We start from the raw sequence: 24,830 nt of genomic DNA on the forward strand, positions 1-24,830 counted from the left end.
GTTTTGAGGTGCTGAAATGACCGTTATTGGTATTAAAAAAAGTAAAACTCGCCATAGGAATGGGCGAGTTTCTTTATTAGTAATACATAACCTTATTTAAATAAAATGTTCTTTTGGAAAAACTCACTCCCTATTAAAAATGATGGCTAGTCCTTAATCGAGTAACCAGCAAAAGAAAAATAAGCGGAGATTTTACGGTTAAATACGGAAATGAGCTCGTTTTGGGGTAAATAAGGGAATAATTTCCGCCTATTGACTAGAAAAGTCCCCCTTTTTCGCATTTTTTAGTAAATAAGCGAAATTTTTCCGTCTATTTAAGCATTTTTTAATAGCAAACACTAAATAAGCGAAATTTTTTCGTCTATTTTTCATCTCGGGTGCTTAACCTGATCCCAACCGATAAGGGCGGACCCTCCCGATCCTAGATGCGGGAATTAAAAAAAGCAAGACATCAAACCGTTACCAGCGCATAGTCCGCCAATCTTACGACATCACGTGCAATCATCACTTCTTCATTTGTTGGAATGACAAGAACCTTAACAGGGGAATGAGGATAATTGATAAATGCCTCTTTTCCTCGGGTCTTATTAAGAGCAGGGTCCCAATAAACACCCATAAATTCAAGGCCCCGCAGTACTCGTTCACGAACCACATCGCTATTTTCACCGATTCCGGCTGTGAAAATAATCGCATCAACACCTGACATTCTTGCAGCATAAGTGCCAATGTACTTATGGATTCTATTTACAAACACTTCAAGGGCAAGCTCTGCACGGTGGTCGCCGTTTTCAGCTAACGTTATAATATCCCGTAAATCACTCGAAACACCTGAAACGCCCAATAATCCGCTTTTCTTATTCAAAATGTCTAAAACCTCATCAGCTGTTTTCCCCGTTTTTTCCATGATATAAGGAATTAGCGCGGGATCGATGTTTCCTGAACGAGTTCCCATCGCCACACCTGCTAAAGGAGTGAATCCCATCGAGGTATCGATTGATTTCCCTCCCTCAATCGCTGTAATGCTGGCACCATTACCTAAGTGACAGGAAATTAACCGCAAGCTTTCAATAGGTTTTCCTAATAAATATGCGGCACGTTCAGAAACATATTTATGGGAAGTTCCATGGAAACCATATTTCCGAATACCATAATTTTCATAATATTCATAAGGCAAGCTGTATAGGTAAGATTTCTCCGGCATCGTCTGATGAAAAGCCGTATCAAAAACGGCAATCGCAGGAACGTACGGCAATACTTTTTTGAACGCTTTAATACCCGTAACATTTGCAGGATTGTGAAGAGGAGCCAAAACGGAAAGTTCCTCGATTTGACGAAGTACTTCATCGGTTATAAGTGCCGAATCACTAAAAATTTCTCCTCCATGCACCACACGGTGACCAATCCCTTCAATTTCATTCAAGGATGTAATAATTCTTAGCTCGATTAATGTATTTAAGAGTAGTTCAACGGCAACTGAATGGTCAGGGATTTCTTTAATTTCTTCTATTTTATTTCCATTGGCAGTAATCGTAAAAACAGCATGATCCATTCCAATACGTTCAATTAACCCCTTAGTGATTACTTCTTCACTTGGCATTTCAAATAATTGGAACTTTAGAGATGAACTGCCGGCATTTATGGCAATAATCTTTGACATATTAACAGCTCCTTTTTAGTGTAGATCTCAAGGTGTCATTTTTCTCTTTTTCATCATCAAAATAATAATAATTCGAACTGATAGGGATTCCTATCTATTCCACAGACTTGTAACAAAGTCTACAAGATATGTTCAAAAATTAAGTGGGAGATTAGGTGAGAATCGTATGGACTTCCGGTTATTCGCCCAGAGTAAATGTAGCATTCTTTTTATGAATCTGCCTTATATTTCGGCTAAATCAGAGACTACATCCTGATAATAAGGAGGTAGTCCTTTTTTTGTATTGATTTGGAGGATTTTAATGAAAGGAAGATGCCAATCGTGATTGCTAGAAAATTAATCGCAGCAGCTATAATAGTTGTAAGCTTCTTTTTAATGTTTGAAAAACTTACATTAGCAATTTAACAGAAAAGTAAGAAACATATCCTCCTCCTCATCCGTCAAATAGTTGAATTATCTATGTCCTTTTTACAGGAATTTTTCAAGAAAAAATCGAATACATAGATAGAATGTAATTATTTGGCTTTTTGAATGAGGAGGAGACAACTTTGGCCCACGAACAAATGAATCCGACGATAGATAAAATTCTCGCAAATATTGAAAAGGTTATGATTGGAAAAAGAAACGTCGCGGAACTTAGCCTTGTAGCGCTGCTAGCGGGAGGCCATGTTCTGCTTGAAGACGTGCCGGGTGTCGGAAAAACAATGATGGTCCGTGCCTTAGCCAAATCAGTCAATGCTAACTTCCGGAGAATTCAGTTTACCCCGGATCTGCTGCCGTCAGATGTTACCGGAGTATCCATTTATAACCCGAAGGAAATGGAATTCCAATTTCGCCCGGGCCCACTGATGGGGAATATCATTCTTGCTGATGAGATTAACCGGACTTCACCGAAGACACAGTCGGCACTCCTTGAAGGCATGGAGGAAGCGAGTGTTACGATTGACGGTGTTACGCACAAACTCCAAAGGCCGTTCTTCGTGATGGCTACGCAAAACCCGATTGAATATGAAGGTACATATCCTCTTCCTGAAGCACAGCTTGACCGCTTTTTATTAAAAATGAAGATGGGCTACCCGGATATTCAGGAAGAAATCGAGGTGTTGAACCGGGCGCAAAAGGTACCGCCAATTGAAGACCTTCAGCCGGTTATTGACTTGGAGGGCCTGCGCGACCTGCACCAAGAAGTCAAGGAAGTGTTCGTCGATGATACAATCAAACGTTATATCGTGGATATCGTTAACCGGACAAGAGGGTATGGAAGTGTTTACCTCGGTGCAAGCCCAAGGGGTTCCATTGCGTTGATGAAAGCTGCGCAAGCCTATGCTTTAATTTTTGGACGCGACTATGTGCTGCCGGATGATATTCAATATTTAGCGCCGTACGTCCTGTCGCATCGGATTATTTTAAAATCGGAAGCGAAATTTGAAGGGATCACCTCGGAGGAAGTGGTGAATCGTGTGGTTAACAGAGTTCCCGTTCCTGTCCAAAGGCTTGTGAAGTAATATGAAAAAAATATGGAAATTCACCAAAAGGGTTTGGAAATTTTTCCTGTTAGTTTTCTTAATCCTCTTGACCTTCTCCTATGCAATGTTCCAAGGGGCATTTGTCAGCTGGTTTCTGTTTTACAGCTTCCTGCCTTTTGCGATTTATTGCGTCGCCCTTTCTCTCTATTCTTTGAACGAACTGGAAGTCAAAAGGGCTCTGTCCAAAACGGAATACAAAGCCGGTGAACCGTTAAAAGTAACCGTCCAGATAAAAAGGTCGAAAGGCTTTCCGTTATTTTATTTAATCGTCCAAGATAACCTGGACCAAGCATTAGAATATGCCGATAAAGCCAGCTCCCCTAAGGCTATTTTGTTTCCGGGGTTTAAAAAAGAGTTTACATATGAATATACCATCGATAAATTGCCTCGCGGTGAACATTTTTTTCAATCCTTTACCCTTAGGACCGGTGACCCGCTCGGCTTATTTGAAAAGGAAAAAGCACATCCAGCTGAAGGAAAAATCATTGTCTATCCGGCGTATGCGGAGCTCCTTTACCGTCCCTTTGAGCACCAGTATGACCAAGGTTTAACGGCATCCCGAGAACGGGTCCAGCGTGATACGACCATGGCAGTCGGTGTCAGGGATTACCAGCCGGGCGATCGATTTTCCTGGATTAACTGGAAGGCAACCGCCAAGCGGAATGAGATTATGACAAAAGAGTTTGAACAGCGGCAGTCTCATGATGTATTTGTGGTGATGGACTGCGTACCGGATAAACGCTTTGAAGCAGTAGTTTCGTTCACGGCCTCCTTATTAAGGGCTGTTTTGAAAAAAGGGGCGCAAACAGGTCTTCTTACCATCAGCAAGGAACGAGCCTCGTTCCCGATTAGAGGCGGAGAACATCAGCTGCAGCAGCTTTTCTATCATCTCGCAAAAATCGAAGCAAAGAGCTTTTCGCCGCTAGAAAAGGTCATTGAAGCAGATGGCCTTTTTATTCAGCAAGCCATTTCATTCATGATCGTCACGGCACAGTTAACCAAGCCATTGATTGAAAAAGCCAGCATTCTCGGCCAAAGGAAAGGGGCAATTACTCTTTTCCTCATCAAATGGGAACATGAATCGTCCGACGACAATGAACGCTCGCTCATTAGAGTTGCAAACGCCCGCGGCGTCCGTGTGATATTAGTTCATGATGGCCAATTCGCATCTGCCTTCACGGAGGTGACGTTATATTAATGAAAAGAGATTTCCCAACCTTTCTTTTATATACCTTTGGATTTTTACTGCTATGGGAATGGCTTAGGCCGGTGGAGCAATTAACAGATACGGACCATATTGAAACATTTATTGTTTTTTTGATTATCGCCTTTGCTTTGTCCTATCTACAACTAAGATGGTTTTGGCAATGGCTGATTAAGATTGCTTTCATTCTTTTTACGATTAATCGGCTCCACCACGAGGGAGGTTTTTTTCACTCCGGGTGGTTAGGGTCTTTTTCTGAGGATGTTATTAATAACTTAGGGTACATTTTAGCGAGGAACTGGACTGAACTATCGAACGAATTCCGCACCCTGCTGTTTTTTATCCTAATGTGGATTATGGTCTACCTCATCCATTATTGGCTGTTGCGGCAGCAGCAAATCTTTATCTTTTTCTTTATGACGTTACTGTATATCACGGTTCTTGATACGTTTACCATCTATGATGCCAAAAATGCCATCGTCCGTACTGTGGCGGTCGGTTTTGCCGTCATGGGCATGCTGACGTTTTTCCGTATTAACCGAAGAGAAAATATAAACAACTCCTCCGCTTTTATGAAAAAATGGCTAGTGCCGCTTATTATTTTGGTTGCCTTTAGTGTGGTTGTTGGAATTATTGCTCCGAAGGCAGCGCCGATTTGGCCCGACCCTGTTCCTTTTTTTAAAGCTGCGGGTAACAAGGGAGGCGGGGATGGCATCGGCGGTATCAGTCGCATTGGCTACGGGACGAACGACTCTCGATTGGGCGGTCCGTTCATTGGGGATGATACAACTGTTTTTACGGTTGAGTCGAATGGCAAGAAATATTGGAAGGTCGAAACGAAGGATGTGTATACCGGAAAGGGATGGCTTGCATCAGGGGCAACAACCATTGATTTTAGACAGTCTGATTTAGTGCCGGTATTATCTGTTCCAAGTAATGTGGAAACAACCGATGAAACGGCTAAAGTCAATCCGGCTGGGGAGTTTGTTTCTTTTGTTGTTTATCCGGCTGGAATTCAAAAGTTCATTGATTTCAAACCAAAGCTGCCCGAACAATACACTATTCAAGTTGATACGAATACGGAAAAAATCAGAAATATCAGCAATGTGGATTATACGGTTGATTTTAAGGTGCCTAAATACAAAGCCGTAGATTTAAGAAAAACGATCGGCTATGACCCGGCTGTCATGAACGAGGAGTTTTACAAAAGGTATACCCAGATTCCGGAAGGGCTGCCGCCAAGAATCAAACAATTAGCAGAAGAGGTCACCGCTTCCGAAACGAATTGGTTCGATAAGGCAAGAGCGGTCGAGCGCTATTTTGGAAATACGGAATACACCTATGACCAGAAAAATGCAGCTATCCCCGGGGAAAAAGAAGATTATGTGGACCAATTTTTATTCGATACGAAAACAGGGTACTGCGATAATTTTTCCAGCTCAATGGCTGTCATGCTCCGCTCGATTGGCATTCCAACCCGCTGGGTAAAGGGATTTACGGGGGGAGATTTCCTGGAATACAGCCCGGATGACGAAACAAAGGAGCTTTACACAATTACTAATAATAACGCTCATTCCTGGGTAGAGGTATTTATCCCGGCTCAAGGCTGGATTCCATTTGAACCGACAAAAGGGTTCTCAAACAGTATTAACATTGACTTTACATCAGGGCAGACTTCTACAAATACGCAAAATCCTGCGCCTGCCCCTGTTAAAAAACCGGAAAAGAAACCGCTTGAAGAAACAGCAAATGTAAAGAAAGATAACTCCTTTGATATCAAGGATATCATGAGAAACATCCAGTTGTTCTTCAAAAAAGAGTGGAAATGGATTGTGTTTGGCGGCGTACTTGCTGCTGCTGTTATTGCGCTTCTGTATCGAATTCGCGGCAAATGGTTCCCGTATCTGGTCATGCTGCGGTACCGTTTTACGAAAAAGGATGAAACTATTGGTGCGGCCTACTTGATTTTACTAAGTCAGCTCGAACGTTATGGGTTAAAACGTAAGGAAAATCAAACACTTCGTAACTATGCACGGTATATCGATACATTCTTCTCCACAAGGGAAATGACTCGCTTAACACAGGCGTATGAGCAGTACTTATACCATCAAAACCTTCCGGAGGGAAGCTGGAAAGAAACTCGTGAATTGTGGGAAAATTTAATTAAAAAGACAATCGCTTGACCAAAAAATCAACCTATTGTTACAATATGGTGTAATTTAATAGGTGATAACCTTCATATATCCTCGATGATAGGGTTCGAGAGTCTCTACCGGGCTGCCGTAAATGGCCTGACTATGAAGGCAGAACTGGTTAAGTATAATCTTTTACGAGAAAACTAGAATTCTGCCTTCCTTTTTCTTATGGGCGGGGATTCTAGTTTTTTTATTTTTTGTGGAAAAACGGGAAAACTAAACTTACTTTTATAAAAATAGGGGTGGGCATTTTGTCTGGAAAGCAAGATATGATTGTCGTTTTAGACTTTGGAAGTCAGTATAATCAATTAATCACACGCCGAATTCGCGAGTTTGGTGTGTACAGCGAACTTCATCCACATACAATTACAGCAGAAGAAATCCGCAAGATGAATCCGAAGGGAATTATTTTTTCCGGCGGCCCGAATAGCGTTTATGATGAAAATTCCTTCCGCTGTGACGAAGAAATCTTCGAAATGGGTCTGCCGATTCTTGGCATTTGCTATGGAATGCAATTGATGACAGTCCATTTAAACGGAAAAGTAGAAAAGGCGAAGCATCGTGAGTATGGAAAGGCAACAATGAAGGTGGAAAATCAATCAGCGCTATTTGGTGGTCTTCCAGAAGAGCAGGTGGTCTGGATGAGCCACGGCGACCTTGTTGTGGAAGCGCCGGAAGGGTTTACTGTCGATGCAACAAGCCCATCCTGCCCGATTACTTCTATGAGCAATGCGGATAGAAAGCTTTATGCTGTTCAGTTCCATCCGGAAGTGCGCCATTCTATTTACGGGAATGATCTTTTAAAAAATTTCGTATTCAATGTTTGCGACTGCAGCGGCGATTGGTCAATGGAGAACTTCATTGAAATGGAAATGCAAAAAATCCGCGCAACTGTCGGTGATAAAAAAGTTCTGTGCGCGCTAAGCGGCGGGGTAGACTCTTCAGTTGTTGCCGTATTAATTCATAAAGCCATCGGCGATCAGTTAACCTGTATTTTTGTTGATCACGGCTTATTACGGAAAAACGAAGCTGACAGCGTTATGAAAACTTTCTCTGAAGGCTTCCATATGAATGTTATCAAGGTCGATGCTAAAGACCGCTTCTTATCAAAGTTAGCCGGTGTTTCTGACCCTGAGAAAAAGCGGAAAATTATTGGCAATGAATTTATTTATGTGTTCGATGATGAATCGGCAAAGCTTGAGGGCATTGAATTTTTAGCACAAGGAACGCTTTATACCGATATAATCGAGAGCGGTACAGCAACAGCGCAAACAATTAAATCACACCATAATGTCGGCGGGCTTCCTGAGGACATGCAATTTAAATTGATTGAACCATTAAACACTTTATTTAAAGATGAAGTCCGTGCTTTAGGAACCGAGCTCGGTATTCCTGATGAGATTGTTTGGAGACAGCCGTTCCCAGGTCCGGGTCTTGGAATCCGTGTCCTTGGTGAAATATCGGAAGAGAAATTGGAAATCGTCCGCGAATCGGATTGGATTCTTCGTGAGGAAATTAAAAAGGCCGGGCTTGACCGCGATATTTGGCAGTATTTTACCGTACTTCCGGACATCCGCAGTGTCGGCGTAATGGGGGATACCCGTACTTATGATTATACAATTGGGATTCGCGCAGTTACATCAATTGATGGGATGACCTCCGACTGGGCACGAATTCCATGGGATGTTCTTGAAGTCATTTCGACAAGAATCGTAAACGAAGTTCCGCACATCAACCGCGTTGTCTATGACATCACCAGCAAACCGCCTGCAACAATTGAATGGGAATAAAAGTAAGGTAAAAAACGAACGATGCTAAAATTATTTTTTAGCATCGTTCGTTTTTTTGTTTACAAACAAAAAAAACGCTGTTAAAATAAAATTGTTAATTGAAGATATTGTCGAATTGCGTCGTATAATCTTGGGAATATGGCCCAGAAGTTTCTACCGAGCCACCGTAAATGGCTTGACTACGAGGCAGTGTTTAATAGAGATGCATTTTTATTCTTTTCTCTGTTTTCACCTGCCAAGAGTCAACGTTCCGGTAGAATGCCGGAACGTTTTTTTGCATAAAATAAAGGAAAAACAGGGGGAAAAAAGAATGCATAAGTATTTTGAGTTCGAAAAAGTAGGCACGAATTACCGCCGCGAATTTATCGGCGGACTGACAACATTCTTGGCCATGGCTTATATTTTAGTTGTAAACCCATTAACATTATCGCTTGCGTCTGTTAAAGATCTTCCGGATGCAATGAGAATGGACTATGGTGCGGTGTTTGTGGCAACTGCCTTAGCATCAGCTTTAGGCTCTATCATTATGGGGCTAATTGGTAAGTACCCGCTTGCGTTGGCACCAGGGATGGGCTTGAATGCTTTCTTCGCATACACCGTTGTATTAGGCAGCGGGATTCCTTGGCAACATGCCTTGGGTGCTGTATTCATTTCGGGTGTATTCTTCTTTTTACTGACGCTGACTGGTCTTCGTGAAAAAATTATTAATGCTATTCCGATTGAATTAAAGCATGCAGTCGGTGCTGGTATTGGCTTATTCATCACTTTTGTCGGGTTACAAAGTGCGGGAATTATCGTGAACAATGATGCGACTCTTGTTGGTCTTGGCGATTTATCTGCACCAGGGACATTGCTAGCGATTTTTGGTATCTTAGTAACGGTTATCATGATGACAAGAGGTATCAGCGGTGCTGTATTCTATGGAATGATCATCACCGTAATCGTAGGAATGATTTTTGGCGAAATTAAAGTTCCAGACAAAGTTATTGGCCAAGTACCAAGTATCTCACCTACCTTTGGTGCTGCGTTTTCATCATTTGGCGACAGTTCATTTTATACAACCGCAATGCTGGGCATTATCCTAACCTTCTTGTTTGTGGATTTCTTTGATAATGCAGGTACTCTTGTTGCGGTTGCCGGTCAGGCTGGATTAATGAAGGACGGAAAGCTTCCTAATGCAGGAAGAGCCTTGATTTCAGACTCCGTTGCTTCAACAGTAGGCGCTGTGCTTGGAACATCGACCACAACATCTTATATCGAATCATCAGCAGGGGTTGCTGCGGGTGCCAGAACAGGATTTGCGTCACTTGTAACTGCTGCATTATTTCTTTTATCATTGTTCTTCTTCCCGGTATTATCAGTCATTACAGCGCCGGTTACAGCTCCTGCATTAATTATTGTTGGGGTACTGATGGTTTCTTCTTTAGGGAAAATTGACTGGACTAAGTTTGAAATTGCTGTTCCGGCGTTTTTAACCATCATTGCAATGCCGCTTTCCTACAGTATCGCAACTGGAATCGCGATAGGTTTCATCTTCTACCCGATTACGATGCTGGTAAAGGGCAGGTCGAAAGAAATTCATCCGATTATGTACTTGTTCTTTGTTATCTTTGTACTGTATTTTATTTTCTTAAAATAAATCCTTTATAAAGGAGCTGTGGATATTTACACAGTTCCTTTTTTTTGTCGTTGACTTCCTGATTTGCGTCTTTTAGTATGGTAATACTGATTGTTTTTATTCGAAACGGGGATTAAGGGTATGGTAAAACTTCAGATAAATAAAGCGTTAAATAACAATGTATTGATCGCTGATCACCCTGCCTACAAGGAAGTTGTCATTATCGGCAAAGGCATTGGCTTTAACCGCAAACATGGCGATTTTATTGATACGGAAAAAGTTGAAAAGCTATTTGTTCTTAAAAATGAAAAAGAGCAGGAAAACTATATTAAACTTCTTCCTTTTATTGACCATAATGTACATGAAATAATCATATCTGCCATTGGACTAATTAAGCAGCGTACCCGTTCGGAGTTAAATGAACACATTCATGTTGCTTTAACTGATCACCTTATGTTTGCATTAACCCGTGTTTCACAAGGGATGGAAATGAGCAACCCGTTTTTGATTGAAACGAAAGCGCTCTATCGTCATGAATATGAGGTGGCAAAGGAAGTCGTGGATTTGATTAAAGATAGAACCGGTATTGAACTCCCGGTGGGCGAAATTGGTTTTATTGCTCTCCACATTCACAGTGCTATAACTAATAAGAACCTTTCTGAGGTTAATCAGCATTCCCAGTTGATTAGCAGATTGGTGGAGATGGTGGAAGAACAATTTGAAATTGAAATTGATAAGGACAGCATTGATTATATGAGGCTGGTCCGCCATCTTCGTTTTACGATTGAACGTGTCAGAAATGGGGAAAAAGTGGAAGAACCAGAAAAAATCGCTTCTCTATTGAAGGATGAATATCCTGTGTGCTATAATCTTGCATGGAAGCTCATTAAGGTAATGCAGCAAGCTTTAAAAATGAAAGTTTTCGATGCAGAAGCTGTCTATCTGACGATGCATTTGCAGCGGCTTCAAAATAAATTTAAATAGTCATCAATTTACGTGTTACTGATTCGATCAGGCATGAGTAAAAAGTTGATTGAAATGAGGATGTATGGGAACTCTATACCCATATCTTCATTCAATTGTTCTTTTGCTCATGCCTTTTTTGTGTTTATTAACAAGCATTCATTTAATGAGCTAGAATACAATTTCAGGAGGTTTAATTATGTTTAAGAGAGCTTTTGGCGTCTTACAAAAAGTCGGTAAAGCATTAATGTTACCGGTTGCATTACTGCCGGCTGCAGGAATCTTGCTTGCGTTAGGTGCAGCACTTGTTAACCCGGCCTTATTAGACTTGGCACCTTTTTTAGATAATGAGGGTGTCAGAATGGTCGCCAATGTAATGAAAAATGCCGGGGATATTGTCTTTGGTAACTTGCCGCTGTTATTTGCTGTCGGTGTTGCTGTCGGATTAGCTGGCGGAGAAGGTACAGCCGGACTTGCAGCGATTATTGGCTACTTGATTATGAATGTTACAATGGGGACTGTTTTAGGGATTGATGCGAAGGATATTAATGGTACAAGCTATGTTAGTGTACTTGGAATTCCAACACTTCAAACAGGAGTTTTTGGTGGTATTATCGTCGGTATTATTGCATCTGCTTTATACAATAAGTTCTTTGAAATTGAATTGCCGTCCTATTTAGGATTCTTTGCTGGTAAACGGTTTGTACCAATTATTACGGCAGGTACAGCAATCATTTTAGGCTTGATCATGTTAGTCATTTGGCCTCCAATTCAGCATGGCTTGAATTCGTTCTCGACAAACATGGTTGATGCCAATCGAACATTGGCTGCATTTATCTTTGGAGTTATTGAACGTTCGTTAATTCCATTTGGCTTGCATCATATTTTCTATTCGCCATTCTGGTATGAGTTTGGCAGCTATACTACAAAAGCAGGACAGGTGGTTCATGGGGACCAGCGAATCTTTATGGCTCAAATTTCAGATCATGTGAAAAACTTGACTGCGGGTACATTTATGACTGGTAAATTCCCGTTCATGATGTTCGGTCTTCCAGCTGCAGCGCTTGCCATCTATCATGAAGCAAAACCTGAGAAAAAAGTTGTGGTTGGGGGCTTAATGGCATCTGCTGCCTTAACATCTTTCTTAACTGGTATCACTGAACCAATCGAATTCTCTTTCCTTTTCGTAGCACCTGTGCTATTCGGAATCCATGCCATTTTTGCTGGCTTGTCATTTATGACGATGCACCTGTTAAATGTAAAAATCGGGATGACTTTCTCGGGTGGTTTAATCGACTACATTCTATTTGGATTAATTAATCCACAAACACATGCTTGGCTTGTTATTCCTGTCGGTCTTGTGTTTGCTGTTATTTATTACTTTGGTTTCCGTTTCGCGATTCGCACGTTTAATTTGAAAACACCAGGACGCGAACTGGAGGAAGAAGAAAACCAGGCGCCGACTGGCAAAGCAAGCTCAGGCGATTTAGCATTTAATATCTTGGATGCCATGGGCGGTAAAGCAAATATTGCTCACTTAGACGCATGTATTACCCGCCTTCGTGTATCCGTTAATGATATTAAGCAAGTGGACAAAAATGAATTGAAGCGGCTTGGGGCGGCAGGTGTACTTGAGGTCGGAAACAATATTCAAGCCATCTTCGGCCCACGGTCTGAAACAATTAAGGGTCAAATGAAGGATATAATGGAAGGAAAGCGTCCGCGTACAACCGCAGTCAATGCTCCGGAAAAAGGGGTACAGCAGCAAATTGAAGAGGTAAACCCTGAAGCGCTTCAATCTGAACATAATGGTGAAGAAGTATTTGTTGCACCTATTAAAGGAGAAATCAAACCAATCACTGAAGTGCCAGATCAAGTATTTGCAGGAAAAATGATGGGCGATGGCTTTGCGATTGTTCCTGAAGAAGGGATGGTTGTATCTCCTGTAGATGGGAAGATTGTTAATCTGTTCCCAACAAAACATGCCTTAGGCATTCTTTCTGATAACGGCCGTGAAATTCTTGTTCACGTAGGTATCGATACGGTTAACCTGAAGGGGGAAGGCTTTGAAACATTGGTGTCTGAAAATGACCGTGTTACAAAAGGCCAGCCACTGTTAAAGTTTGATATTTCCTATATTAAGGAGCATGCCAAATCCACGATTACACCGATTGTCTTTACCAACTTAACTGAAGGTGAAAAGGTAGTTATTGAAAAGCAAGGGCTTGTAGACATTAAGCAAGAAGGTATTATTAAAATAACAAAGTAATGTATTAAGTTGCCGGCTCTTTATAAGGGCCGGTTTTTTTTAAAAAATCTTTATTATGTGTTGACGAATTTAATCCAGGGTGATAGTATATTAAAGCAGTCGTTACTGACGAGTTAACAACAATTTGATAGTAAATACTTCAAAAAAAGTTGTTGACCTGGAGAAAACGATGTGATATATTAATAGAGTTGCTTCTGATGAAGTGATTTTAAGAAATAGTTCTTTGAAAACTAAACAAACAAAAACGTCAACAAACAATAATGATCATGTTTCTTCTATATAAATAGAAAACATGAGCCAACGTAACTTTATGAGCTAATCAACTCAACTTCATTGGAGAGTTTGATCCTGGCTCAGGACGAACGCTGGCGGCGTGCCTAATACATGCAAGTCGAGCGAATCACTGGGAGCTTGCTCCTGGTGGTTAGCGGCGGACGGGTGAGTAACACGTGGGCAACCTGCCTGTAAGACTGGGATAACTTCGGGAAACCGGAGCTAATACCGGATAATTTCTTCCCTCCCATGAGGGAAGGTTGAAAGTCGGTTTCGGCTGACACTTACAGATGGGCCCGCGGCGCATTAGCTAGTTGGTGAGGTAACGGCCCACCAAGGCGACGATGCGTAGCCGACCTGAGAGGGTGATCGGCCACACTGGGACTGAGACACGGCCCAGACTCCTACGGGAGGCAGCAGTAGGGAATCTTCCACAATGGACGAAAGTCTGATGGAGCAACGCCGCGTGAGCGATGAAGGCCTTCGGGTCGTAAAGCTCTGTTGTCAGGGAAGAACAAGTATCGGAGTAACTGCCGGTACCTTGACGGTACCTGACCAGAAAGCCACGGCTAACTACGTGCCAGCAGCCGCGGTAATACGTAGGTGGCAAGCGTTGTCCGGAATTATTGGGCGTAAAGCGCGCGCAGGCGGTCCTTTAAGTCTGATGTGAAAGCCCACGGCTCAACCGTGGAGGGTCATTGGAAACTGGGGGACTTGAGTGCAGAAGAGGAAAGCGGAATTCCACGTGTAGCGGTGAAATGCGTAGAGATGTGGAGGAACACCAGTGGCGAAGGCGGCTTTCTGGTCTGTAACTGACGCTGAGGCGCGAAAGCGTGGGGAGCAAACAGGATTAGATACCCTGGTAGTCCACGCCGTAAACGATGAGTGCTAAGTGTTAGAGGGTTTCCGCCCTTTAGTGCTGCAGCTAACGCATTAAGCACTCCGCCTGGGGAGTACGGCCGCAAGGCTGAAACTCAAAGGAATTGACGGGGGCCCGCACAAGCGGTGGAGCATGTGGTTTAATTCGAAGCAACGCGAAGAACCTTACCAGGTCTTGACATCCTCTGACACTCCTAGAGATAGGAATTTCCCCTTCGGGGGACAGAGTGACAGGTGGTGCATGGTTGTCGTCAGCTCGTGTCGTGAGATGTTGGGTTAAGTCCCGCAACGAGCGCAACCCTTGATCTTAGTTGCCAGCATTCAGTTGGGCACTCTAAGGTGACTGCCGGTGACAAACCGGAGGAAGGTGGGGATGACGTCAAATCATCATGCCCCTTATGACCTGGGCTACACACGTGCTACAATGGATGGTACAAAGGGCAGCGAAGCCGCGAGGTGGAGCCAATCCCATAAAACCATTCTCAGTTCGGATTGCAGGCTGCAACTCGCCTGCATGAAGCCGGAATCGCTAGTAATCGCGGATCAGCATGCCGCGGTGAATACGTTCCCGGGCCTTGTACACACCGCCCGTCACACCACGAGAGTTTGTAACACCCGAAGTCGGTGGGGTAACCGTAAGGAGCCAGCCGCCTAAGGTGGGACAGATGATTGGGGTGAAGTCGTAACAAGGTAGCCGTATCGGAAGGTGCGGCTGGATCACCTCCTTTCTAAGGATATAAGCTGGACCTATGAGCCAGACAATACATGTTTGTTTGATTGTTTCTTGTTTGTTTAGTTTTGAGAGAATTATCTCTCAAAACTTTCGTTCTTTGAAAACTAGATAATCGTAAAAGAAGAAGTAACCAAGTAAGAACCGAGTAATCGCCATTTTAGTTTTTCTCTCTTATTTTTAAGAGTAAAAACCTTTTAGGTTAAGTTAGAAAGGGCGCACGGTGAATGCCTTGGCACTAGGAGCCGATGAAGGACGGGACTAACACCGATATGCTTCGGGGAGCTGTAAGTAAGCGCCGATCCGGAGATTTCCGAATGGGGAAACCCACTGTTCATAATGGAGCAGTATCTTTACCTGAATACATAGGGTATTGATGGCAGACCCGGGGAACTGAAACATCTAAGTACCCGGAGGAAGAGAAAGCAAACGCGATTCCCTGAGTAGCGGCGAGCGAAACGGGAACAGCCCAAACCGAAAGGCTTGCCTTTCGGGGTTGTAGGACACTCAACATGGAGTTACAAAGGAACGGGGTAGATGAAGCGGTCTGGAAAGGCCGGCCATAGAAGGTAAAAGCCCTGTAGTCGAAACTTCGTTCCCTCCTGAGTGGATCCTGAGTACGGCCGGACACGTGAAATCCGGTCGGAAGCAGGGAGGACCATCTCCCAAGGCTAAATACTCCCTAGTGACCGATAGTGAACCAGTACCGTGAGGGAAAGGTGAAAAGCACCCCGGAAGGGGAGTGAAAGAGAACCTGAAACCGTGTGCCTACAAGTAGTCAGAGCCCGTTCATGGGTGATGGCGTGCCTTTTGTAGAATGAACCGGCGAGTTACGATTGCATGCGAGGTTAAGTTGAAGAGACGGAGCCGCAGCGAAAGCGAGTCTGAATAGGGCGAAATAGTATGTAGTCGTAGACCCGAAACCAGGTGATCTACCCATGTCCAGGGTGAAGTCCAGGTAACACTGGATGGAGGCCCGAACCCACGCACGTTGAAAAGTGCGGGGATGAGGTGTGGGTAGCGGAGAAATTCCAATCGAACTTGGAGATAGCTGGTTCTCTCCGAAATAGCTTTAGGGCTAGCCTCACGTAGTTAGAGTCTTGGAGGTAGAGCACTGTTTGGACTAGGGGCCCTCATCGGGTTACCGAATTCAGACAAACTCCGAATGCCAATGACTTATCCGTGGGAGTCAGACTGCGAGTGATAAGATCCGTAGTCAAAAGGGAAACAGCCCAGACCACCAGCTAAGGTCCCAAAGTATACGTTAAGTGGAAAAGGATGTGGAGTTGCTTAGACAACCAGGATGTTGGCTTAGAAGCAGCCACCATTTAAAGAGTGCGTAATAGCTCACTGGTCGAGTGACTCTGCGCCGAAAATGTACCGGGGCTAAACGTATCACCGAAGCTGTGGGTGGACACCTTATGGTGTCCGCGGTAGGAGAGCGTTCTAAGGGCGTTGAAGCTGGACCGTAAGGACTGGTGGAGCGCTTAGAAGTGAGAATGCCGGTATGAGTAGCGAAAGATGAGTGAGAATCTCATCCACCGTATGCCTAAGGTTTCCTGAGGAAGGCTCGTCCGCTCAGGGTTAGTCGGGACCTAAGCCGAGGCCGAAAGGCGTAGGCGATGGACAACAGGTTGATATTCCTGTACCACCTCTTTATCGTTTGAGTGATGGGGGGACGCAGGAGGATAGGGTAAGCGCACTGCTGGATATGTGCGTGCAAGCAGTTAGGCTGAGAAGTAGGAAAATCCGCTTCTCATCAGGCTGAGCTGTGATGCCGAGGGAATTATAGTACCGAAGTTCCTGATTCCACACTGCCAAGAAAAGCCTCTAGCGAGATAAAAGGTGCCCGTACCGCAAACCGACACAGGTAGGCGAGGAGAGAATCCTAAGGTGAGCGAGAGAACTCTCGTTAAGGAACTCGGCAAAATGACCCCGTAACTTCGGGAGAAGGGGTGCTTTTTGGGGTGAATAGCCCCGAAGAGCCGCAGTGAATAGGCCCAGGCGACTGTTTAGCAAAAACACAGGTCTCTGCAAAGCCGCAAGGCGAAGTATAGGGGCTGACGCCTGCCCGGTGCTGGAAGGTTAAGAGGAGGGGTTAGCCTTAAAAGCGAAGCTCTGAATCGAAGCCCCAGTAAACGGCGGCCGTAACTATAACGGTCCTAAGGTAGCGAAATTCCTTGTCGGGTAAGTTCCGACCCGCACGAAAGGCGTAACGATCTGGGCACTGTCTCAACGAGAGACTCGGTGAAATTATAGTACCTGTGAAGATGCAGGTTACCCGCGACAGGACGGAAAGACCCCATGGAGCTTTACTGTAGCCTGATATTGAATTTTGGTACAGCTTGTACAGGATAGGTAGGAGCCTGAGAAACCGGAGCGCCAGCTTCGGTGGAGGCGTCGGTGGGATACTACCCTGGCTGTATTGAAATTCTAACCCGCACCCCTTATCGGGGTGGGAGACAGTGTCAGGTGGGCAGTTTGACTGGGGCGGTCGCCTCCTAAAATGTAACGGAGGCGCCCAAAGGTTCCCTCAGAATGGTTGGAAATCATTCGCAGAGTGTAAAGGCACAAGGGAGCTTGACTGCGAGACCTACAAGTCGAGCAGGGACGAAAGTCGGGCTTAGTGATCCGGTGGTTCCGCATGGAAGGGCCATCGCTCAACGGATAAAAGCTACCCTGGGGATAACAGGCTTATCTCCCCCAAGAGTCCACATCGACGGGGAGGTTTGGCACCTCGATGTCGGCTCATCGCATCCTGGGGCTGTAGTCGGTCCCAAGGGTTGGGCTGTTCGCCCATTAAAGCGGTACGCGAGCTGGGTTCAGAACGTCGTGAGACAGTTCGGTCCCTATCCGTCGTGGGCGCAGGAAATTTGAGAGGAGCTGTCCTTAGTACGAGAGGACCGGGATGGACGCACCGCTGGTGTACCAGTTGTCTTGCCAAAGGCATCGCTGGGTAGCTATGTGCGGACGGGATAAGTGCTGAAAGCATCTAAGCATGAAGCCCCCCTCGAGATGAGATTTCCCATAGCGTCAAGCTAGTAAGATCCCTGAAAGATGATCAGGTTGATAGGTCAGAGGTGGAAGCGCGGTGACGTGTGGAGCTGACTGATACTAATCGATCGAGGACTTAACCAAGTCATAAATTTTAAGCGAACTCGTTCTTATTTACTTCTTCTGCATTATCTAGTTTTGAGGGAATGAAAACCTCTAAAATAGTCTGGCAGCAATGGCGAGAAGGTCACACCCGTTCCCATCCCGAACACGGAAGTTAAGCTTCTCAGCGCCGATGGTAGTTGGGACGCAAGTCCCTGTGAGAGTAGGACGCTGCCGGGCAAACAAAAAGACAACCTGAAATAGGGTTGTCTTTTTTTGTTGGCTATTAGGCTTGAAGGATGCACGAAAACCGTCCCCAAGCATCAATCAGTATATAGATCAAATACCTCTTCCCAATTCCACTTTTCAAAATAACTGCTTGGGACCGTAATGTTTTTAATCCAATGCTTTTCTATTTTATTAAAGTGAGAAACGAGTACGTCTGCTTTCTGCCGGTCAGTCCTAATCCAATAAAGCGATCCCTTTCCAACCATTGGAACAAAATCTCCCTTATTTTTTGAAGGAAAAGTAATTTGCTTTTGTTTCCGGGTTAGGAGATTCACCTTAAATAACTGAGGCAGTGGCCGTTCATCCAGACTGCCCTCCTTACTTTCGGCTGATCGGGAAACAACCACTACCGTTTCATTTTTCCAAACTAAATTCCGGTCTGCATATCCTTTAGGTGTTATAAGCTCTTTTTTCAAAGGAGTTGGCCTCACCATCAACAAATGCTTATTATAAGTCGCTTCCCTTCCTGCTCCACTAATATACGAGAGATTCGTGCCACCGGGCGCCCACTGCATCCATTCCGCATAATTCAGCATCTCATCTACTTTTTTAAAAACCTCTCCTTCATTAGACAGCAGACAAAGCGTATTCGCATCTGCCGACAAGGAAGCAGTTGGAATTAATAAAAAGCTAATCCAGCCCTTATCAGCTGACCACTTAAACGAGCTTGTGCTGACAAAGTATTCATCCTTCCCAATTGGTATTGTAAATAGGTTCTGTACAACCGGCCTTTGCCTGTCCATCCCCAACATTACCCTTGATAAAATAATATCAGAATGAAGCTTTTCACTTTTTTTGGTGGAAATCAATAAACCATCCCCTTTAGGAAGCCAAGAAAAGTTCTCCACGCCTTGAGCCAGCGTCGAAGCCAACAAGGATTTAGAAGGTTTAGTATCCATTACAGAAAGAGTCTTGTTGATAAGATAAGAAAGTTTATTATCCCGGCTGGACCATTGAAAGTTACTGTTCACTTTTGAAGCAATCTTAAAGTGTTTATTAGCTTGATGATTATAGAGCCACAGATCGCCATCATAAACGATATTTCCATCCTGTTTAACGGCCTTTAAATAGGCGAGCCATTGCCCATCATAAGACCACTTTGGGTACCTTACATATTCATCTTTCGTCAACTTCCTTTCTTTATTGCCAGTTTTCAACCACAATTCATCATTTCGGATAAAAGCGGCTTTTTCCTGATGTGCAGCAAATGCAGCATTTTGAAATATAAAAGTAAGCAAAATGGCAAGCAGAATGGCCTTCATCACGGAATCACTCCATTTACAAAGTTTTTTGTGTTTAATTTCCCCAAAAAATAGTAAATCCTGCGATTCTTTGTAAACAATAAAGAAAGGCGGGATGAAGTGATGCACGAGAACCGCTCCCATGCTTCACTGGAGGTGGAATGATGGCATCGTTTAATTGGCTTCATGAATATAAAGTGACGAGTATTATTTTTGCGTCGTTGATTGCTTGGTTTAGTGTGTTTGTGATTAATCGGGTTATTCATAAATTTTTTCAGCGGACGAATTTTATTGAGGAGCGGAAAGAGGAGACGATTGCGAGTATGGTCCGCTCCTTTACAAGGTATTTGGCGACCATTGGGGTTATTTTTTATGCGCTCTCTCAATATGTCGATAATTTTGGGAGGTTTCTGGCTGGCGCGGGGGTAGTCGGGGTCATTGTTGGTATTGGCGCGCAAAGCCTGATTAGGGATCTTCTTTCGGGAACTTTTTTAATTTATGAAAAACAGCTTCATAAAGGAGATTTTATCACGATCAATAATACTTTCAGTGGAACGGTTGAGGAAATTGGTCTAAGGTTTATTAAAATCCGTGAGTGGAGCGGGAAGCTGTTAACGATCAGCAATGGGGAAATCAAACAAATTCATAATTATAATATAGAACAAATGCGCGTGATTGAAAACGTGGTGATCAGCTATCGGGAGAATCCCGAAGAGGTTTTATCGGTCTTGGAGCTGGCCTGTGAAAAAATAAATGAAGTTAATCAAGACTGTTTAAAGATGGACGGAGAAAATTGTATTGTAGAGCCCTTTAGTGTTTTTGGCATTACGGCTATCAACGCTAACTATCATGGGATTGAGTATACCATAACCGGACTGGTCGATGATGCTTTTTATTGGGAAGCCGGCATTCAGGCGAGAAGGATTATTGCCCAAACACTTTATGACCACAACATAATGCTTGCGGAGGATACGCTGTTCATTAAACAGGCAGTAAATCGGCATGCCGGGGAAAAAGAGAACGTCCCTTTTGACTGACCTTGATGGTTGATTATGTTAAAGTAGGGGAAGCACCGTTTAGGAGGGCATTCGTATGTTGGAAAATAGTTTTGTTATGGTTGCAATTATCCTGATCATTAATATCGTATATGTGTCTTTTTTTACTATAAGGATGATTCTAACTTTAAAAGGGCAGAGGTATATGGCAGCGTTTCTTAGCATGATTGAGGTAGTCATTTATGTGATGGGGCTGGGCCTGGTTTTAAAAAATTTAAATGAAATTCAAAACCTGATTGCCTATGCAGTCGGTTATGGGATTGGCGTTATTGTCGGTATGAAAATTGAAGAAAAGCTGGCTCTTGGCTATATTACCGTCAATGTCATTACAGCAGAATATGATAAGAATTTGCCGAAGCTTTTAAGGGAAAATGGCTATGGCGTGACCGACTGGGAGGCACATGGGCTGGAAGGCAACCGGATGGCCTTGCAGATTCTCACGCCAAGGAAATTTGAGTTAAAATTATACGATACGATTAAAAATATTGATCCAAAGGCCTTCATTATTGCTTATGAGCCAAAAACCATTCATGGCGGTTTCTGGGTCAAATCCGTGAAACGAGGTAAACTATTTAAATGAGCAAAAAGAAGATGCAATTTGAGGTACAGGATAATGAGAGTATTGAGGAGTGTTTAAATCGGATAAAAGAACAGGGATATACGCCTGTAAGCCGAATAGAGAAACCTATTTTTCAAGAGGTTAAGAATGGCAGCGAAACTGTTTTCGAACCAGTAGGGCGACGAATTGTCTTTGAGGCTAGGATTATCGAGTAAAACACGAACATTATATAGTTATTTTAGAAAAATGTTCGATTTATTGGTTGACATCCCAATCGAATGCTTGGTAAGATAAGTTTAGAAGTTACGAAAAAAATTATCTTACCCTCATATATCAATGGGAATATGGCCCATAAGTCTCTACCCAATAACCGTAAATTATTGGACTATGAGGGAAAGTCAATATGTTCGGCACATTAGGGGCATCCCCCTTAGAATTGTGTTCTTGATTTTCCATGCCCGGACAAATGGCTTTCTCTTCTAGAGATACCATTTGTCCGGGTATTTTATTTTTCTAAAAAAGTTTTATAGGGGGACCAGCTGAATGAAGAACTTGGTCGGCGTTATAATGGGAAGCAAGTCGGACTGGGAAACTATGAAGCATGCATGCGATATTTTGGAAGAGCTTGAAATCCCATATGAGAAGAAAGTCGTTTCTGCACATCGGACACCAGATTTGATGTTTTCATACGCAGAAGATGCCAGACAAAAAGGCTTAAAGGTAATAATCGCTGGAGCGGGCGGAGCGGCGCATCTGCCGGGTATGGTTGCGGCAAAAACAACTCTTCCGGTGATTGGTGTTCCCGTCCAGACGAAGGCTTTAAATGGAGTGGATTCCCTGCTGTCAATCGTGCAAATGCCAGGGGGTGTGCCAGTTGCGACAGTCGCTATCGGAAAGGCTGGTGCAATGAATGCCGGGCTCTTGGCAGCACAAATTCTCGCTGCCACTGACGGGGAGTTAGCGGGCAAATTGGAAGCAAGACGGGAAGCGACTAAAAAAGCAGTTTTAGAAAGCAGTGATGAACTTGAATAAAAAGGTTATTTTACCAGGGGCGACCATCGGAATTATCGGCGGCGGCCAGCTTGGAAGAATGATGGCATTGGCTGCCAAGGCACAGGGCTTCAGGATTGCTGTATTAGAACCGACAGCAGATTCTCCGTGCGGACAAGTGGCGGATGTGGAAGTCATTGGCGCTTATGATGACCGTGAGGCGATCAGCCGGTTAGCCGCGGTAAGCGACGTAATCACATATGAATTTGAAAATATTGATGCAGATACACTATGCTGGCTTTGCGAACAGGCTTATGTTCCTCAGGGACCGAAGCTATTGACCATTACCCAGAACCGAATCACCGAGAAAGCTGCGATTCGTAGTGCCGGGGTGGAAGTCGCTCCATACGAAGAGATTTACAGTATGGAAGATTTATTTTTAAAGATTGAGGCCATTGGCTATCCGGCTGTTTTGAAAACGGCAAGAGGCGGCTATGATGGAAAAGGCCAGCTAGTCATAAAGGAACATAGCGATTTGGTAAAAGGGGAAGCCCTTATTAATCATGGTGATTGTGTGCTTGAGAAATGGGTCCCATTTGAAAAAGAAATTTCCGTGATAGTGACGCGCAGACTGGATGGGGAAACAGCCATTTTACCAGTAGCGGAAAACATTCACGTAGACAATATTTTGCATCAATCAATTGTTCCTGCACGGATATCGGAAGCAACACAGGCTTTGGCAATTCAAAAGGCAAAACAGATTGCCGACTACCTCGGATTAGTCGGGACGCTTGCGGTGGAGATGTTTGTGACTGCTGATGGTGAAATTTACATTAACGAATTGGCGCCGCGGCCGCACAATTCCGGGCACTACTCCATTGAGGCCTGTGAAACATCGCAATTTGAGCAGCATATCCGCGCGATTTGCAGCTGGCCATTAGGGAGCACGAAGCTATTAAAACCAGTTGTTATGGTCAACCTATTAGGGGAGCATCTTGAAAGCTTATATCAAGAAATTCCGGCCATTAACGATTGGAAGGTTCACTTGTACGGAAAAAAAGAACCTAAGGTGAAGCGGAAAATGGGCCATGTTACTATCTTGCGTGATAATGTAGAAGATGCCCTTGATGAAATTCAAAAGAGCAGCGTTTGGGCGGCTGCCACAGTGAAGATCGGAGGATAAAAGATGATTGATCGTTATACTAGACCAGAAATGGGAGCCATTTGGACAGAGGAGAACCGCTTTAACGCTTGGCTTGAGGTGGAAATTCTCGCATGTGAAGCGTGGGCCGAGTTAGGCGAGATTCCAAAAGAGGATGTTCAAAAGCTGCGTGAAAATGCTTCCTTTAATATTGACCGAATTAAGGAAATTGAAGAAGAAACAAGGCATGATGTTGTTGCCTTTACCCGTGCCGTCTCTGAAACACTAGGCGAAGAGCGTAAATGGGTGCATTACGGCTTAACTTCAACGGATGTGGTTGATACAGCCCTTTCCTACGTATTAAAGCAAGCAAATGCGATTTTATTAAAAGACATTGAAAACTTTATTGAGATTTTGCGAAATAAGGCGATTGAACATAAATATACGGTCATGATGGGCCGGACACACGGCGTACATGCCGAACCGACAACATTTGGCTTAAAGCTTGCCCTTTGGTATGAAGAAATGAAACGGAACCTGGAGCGTTTTAAGCAGGCTTCCCAAGGTGTGGAGTTTGGGAAAATCTCCGGTGCGGTTGGAACGTATGCCAACATTGACCCGTTTGTCGAACAGTACGTTTGTGAAAAGTTAGGTATTCAACGGGCGCCAATTTCTACCCAGACCTTGCAGCGTGATCGTCATGCTCATTACATGTCAACACTGGCGTTAATTGCCACTTCAATTGAAAAATTTGCAGTAGAGGTCCGCGGCTTACAAAAAAGTGAAACACGCGAAGTTGAAGAATTTTTCGCAAAAGGACAAAAAGGGTCATCGGCGATGCCGCACAAGCGTAACCCGATTGGTTCCGAGAATATGACAGGGATGGCCCGCGTCATACGTGGCTACATGATGACAGCTTATGAGAATGTTCCATTATGGCATGAGCGCGATATCTCCCATTCTTCCGCTGAACGGATTATCCTGCCCGATGCGACAATTGCGCTGAATTATATGTTGAACCGTTTTGGAAATATTATTAAGAATTTGACGGTTTATCCGGAAAATATGAAGCGTAACATGGATCGCACGCTTGGCTTGATTTACTCCCAGCGTGTGCTTCTAGCTCTGATTGATAAAGGTTTATCCCGCGAAGCGGCATACGATACTGTCCAGCCAAAGGCAATGGAAGCATGGGAAAAGCAGGTTCCATTCCGCAGCTTAGTCGAAGCGGAGGAAAAAATTACATCTAAGCTGTCCGCTGAGGAAATCGCTGATTGCTTTGATTACAGCTATCACCTTCAGCATGTGGATACCATTTTTGATCGATTAGGATTAAATGCTTAAGGCAGCAAGTTA

15 protein-coding genes, 3 rRNA genes and 3 riboswitches are annotated in these 24,830 nt (G+C 43.9%); of the genes, 16 read left to right on the forward strand and 2 right to left on the reverse strand.

Going from position 1 to position 24,830, the window contains the following annotated elements:
- Positions 1–451: 451 nt before the first annotated feature.
- Positions 452–1,657: an acetate kinase gene (locus ACZ5AE_RS01485; RefSeq protein WP_464568816.1), complete on the reverse strand. Its 1,206-nt coding sequence runs from the start codon at positions 1,655–1,657 to the stop codon at positions 452–454.
- A gap of 563 nt (positions 1,658–2,220) precedes the next feature.
- On the opposite strand from ACZ5AE_RS01485, the gene ACZ5AE_RS01490 reads away from it, so the two are divergent.
- The 10 genes from ACZ5AE_RS01490 to rrf all read left to right on the forward strand — a co-directional run bounded on the left by ACZ5AE_RS01490 (position 2,221) and on the right by rrf (position 18,440).
- The gene (locus tag ACZ5AE_RS01490) at positions 2,221–3,162 is read left to right on the forward strand and encodes an AAA family ATPase (protein ID WP_464573504.1); all 942 of its coding nucleotides are present in this window, start codon (positions 2,221–2,223) and stop codon (positions 3,160–3,162) included.
- Position 3,163: 1 nt separating this feature from the next.
- On the forward strand, positions 3,164–4,381 hold the full coding sequence (locus ACZ5AE_RS01495) for a DUF58 domain-containing protein (protein ID WP_464568818.1): 1,218 nt from the start codon (positions 3,164–3,166) through the stop codon (positions 4,379–4,381).
- The gene (locus ACZ5AE_RS01500; RefSeq protein WP_464568820.1) at positions 4,381–6,570 is read left to right on the forward strand and encodes a DUF4129 domain-containing transglutaminase family protein; all 2,190 of its coding nucleotides are present in this window, start codon (positions 4,381–4,383) and stop codon (positions 6,568–6,570) included. Before ACZ5AE_RS01495 ends, ACZ5AE_RS01500 begins: the two co-directional genes overlap by 1 nt.
- A 33-nt stretch (positions 6,571–6,603) precedes the next feature.
- Positions 6,604–6,705, forward strand: a riboswitch (purine riboswitch).
- A 146-nt stretch (positions 6,706–6,851) separates the two neighbouring features.
- The gene (gene guaA / locus ACZ5AE_RS01505) at positions 6,852–8,372 is read left to right on the forward strand and encodes a glutamine-hydrolyzing GMP synthase (RefSeq protein WP_464573505.1); all 1,521 of its coding nucleotides are present in this window, start codon (positions 6,852–6,854) and stop codon (positions 8,370–8,372) included.
- A 100-nt stretch (positions 8,373–8,472) separates the two neighbouring features.
- Positions 8,473–8,574: riboswitch (purine riboswitch) on the forward strand.
- 108 nt (positions 8,575–8,682) lie between these two features.
- Positions 8,683–10,011, forward strand: coding sequence for an NCS2 family permease (locus ACZ5AE_RS01510; protein ID WP_464568822.1), 1,329 nt, complete (start codon positions 8,683–8,685; stop codon positions 10,009–10,011).
- 120 nt (positions 10,012–10,131) lie between these two features.
- Entirely contained in the window at positions 10,132–10,974 is an 843-nt protein-coding gene (glcT, locus tag ACZ5AE_RS01515; protein ID WP_464568824.1) for a glucose PTS transporter transcription antiterminator GlcT, read from the forward strand.
- 178 nt (positions 10,975–11,152) lie between these two features.
- Positions 11,153–13,222: a glucose-specific PTS transporter subunit IIBC gene (gene ptsG, locus ACZ5AE_RS01520; RefSeq protein WP_464568826.1), complete on the forward strand. Its 2,070-nt coding sequence runs from the start codon at positions 11,153–11,155 to the stop codon at positions 13,220–13,222.
- 330 nt (positions 13,223–13,552) lie between these two features.
- A 16S ribosomal RNA gene (locus ACZ5AE_RS01525) occupies positions 13,553–15,102 on the forward strand.
- 202 nt (positions 15,103–15,304) lie between these two features.
- Positions 15,305–18,242 (forward strand): 23S ribosomal RNA (locus tag ACZ5AE_RS01530).
- Between the two features lie 81 nt (positions 18,243–18,323).
- Positions 18,324–18,440, forward strand: a 5S ribosomal RNA gene (rrf, locus tag ACZ5AE_RS01535).
- Together the 16S, 23S and 5S rRNA genes form the textbook arrangement of a ribosomal RNA operon.
- An 83-nt stretch (positions 18,441–18,523) precedes the next feature.
- Here the strand turns inward: rrf and ACZ5AE_RS01540 are convergent.
- Positions 18,524–19,753: a translocation protein TolB gene (locus ACZ5AE_RS01540; RefSeq protein WP_464568828.1), complete on the reverse strand. Its 1,230-nt coding sequence runs from the start codon at positions 19,751–19,753 to the stop codon at positions 18,524–18,526.
- A gap of 137 nt (positions 19,754–19,890) precedes the next feature.
- Here ACZ5AE_RS01540 and ACZ5AE_RS01545 point away from each other — a divergent pair, with 137 nt between their 5' ends.
- From ACZ5AE_RS01545 to purB, 6 genes are all read left to right on the forward strand, one after another.
- Entirely contained in the window at positions 19,891–20,766 is an 876-nt protein-coding gene (locus tag ACZ5AE_RS01545; RefSeq protein ID WP_464568830.1) for a mechanosensitive ion channel family protein, read from the forward strand.
- 55 nt (positions 20,767–20,821) lie between these two features.
- Positions 20,822–21,364, forward strand: a complete 543-nt coding sequence (locus ACZ5AE_RS01550) for a DUF2179 domain-containing protein (RefSeq protein WP_464568832.1) — start codon at positions 20,822–20,824, stop codon at positions 21,362–21,364.
- Positions 21,361–21,558, forward strand: coding sequence for an NETI motif-containing protein (locus ACZ5AE_RS01555; protein WP_464568834.1), 198 nt, complete (start codon positions 21,361–21,363; stop codon positions 21,556–21,558). The genes ACZ5AE_RS01550 and ACZ5AE_RS01555 overlap by 4 nt, the downstream gene beginning before the upstream one ends.
- Before the next feature lie 91 nt (positions 21,559–21,649).
- Positions 21,650–21,751: riboswitch (purine riboswitch) on the forward strand.
- Between the two features lie 135 nt (positions 21,752–21,886).
- The gene (gene purE / locus ACZ5AE_RS01560) at positions 21,887–22,375 is read left to right on the forward strand and encodes a 5-(carboxyamino)imidazole ribonucleotide mutase (protein ID WP_464568836.1); all 489 of its coding nucleotides are present in this window, start codon (positions 21,887–21,889) and stop codon (positions 22,373–22,375) included.
- Complete coding sequence (gene purK, locus ACZ5AE_RS01565; protein ID WP_464568838.1) at positions 22,362–23,516, forward strand: 5-(carboxyamino)imidazole ribonucleotide synthase; 1,155 nt, start codon at positions 22,362–22,364, stop codon at positions 23,514–23,516. The genes purE and purK overlap by 14 nt, the downstream gene beginning before the upstream one ends.
- 3 nt (positions 23,517–23,519) lie before the next feature.
- Positions 23,520–24,818 (forward strand): adenylosuccinate lyase, encoded by a 1,299-nt coding sequence (gene purB, locus ACZ5AE_RS01570; protein WP_464568840.1) that lies wholly within the window; start codon positions 23,520–23,522, stop codon positions 24,816–24,818.
- The last annotated feature ends 12 nt before the right edge of the window (positions 24,819–24,830 follow it).

Source organism: Neobacillus sp. S1227 (assembly GCF_055385255.1).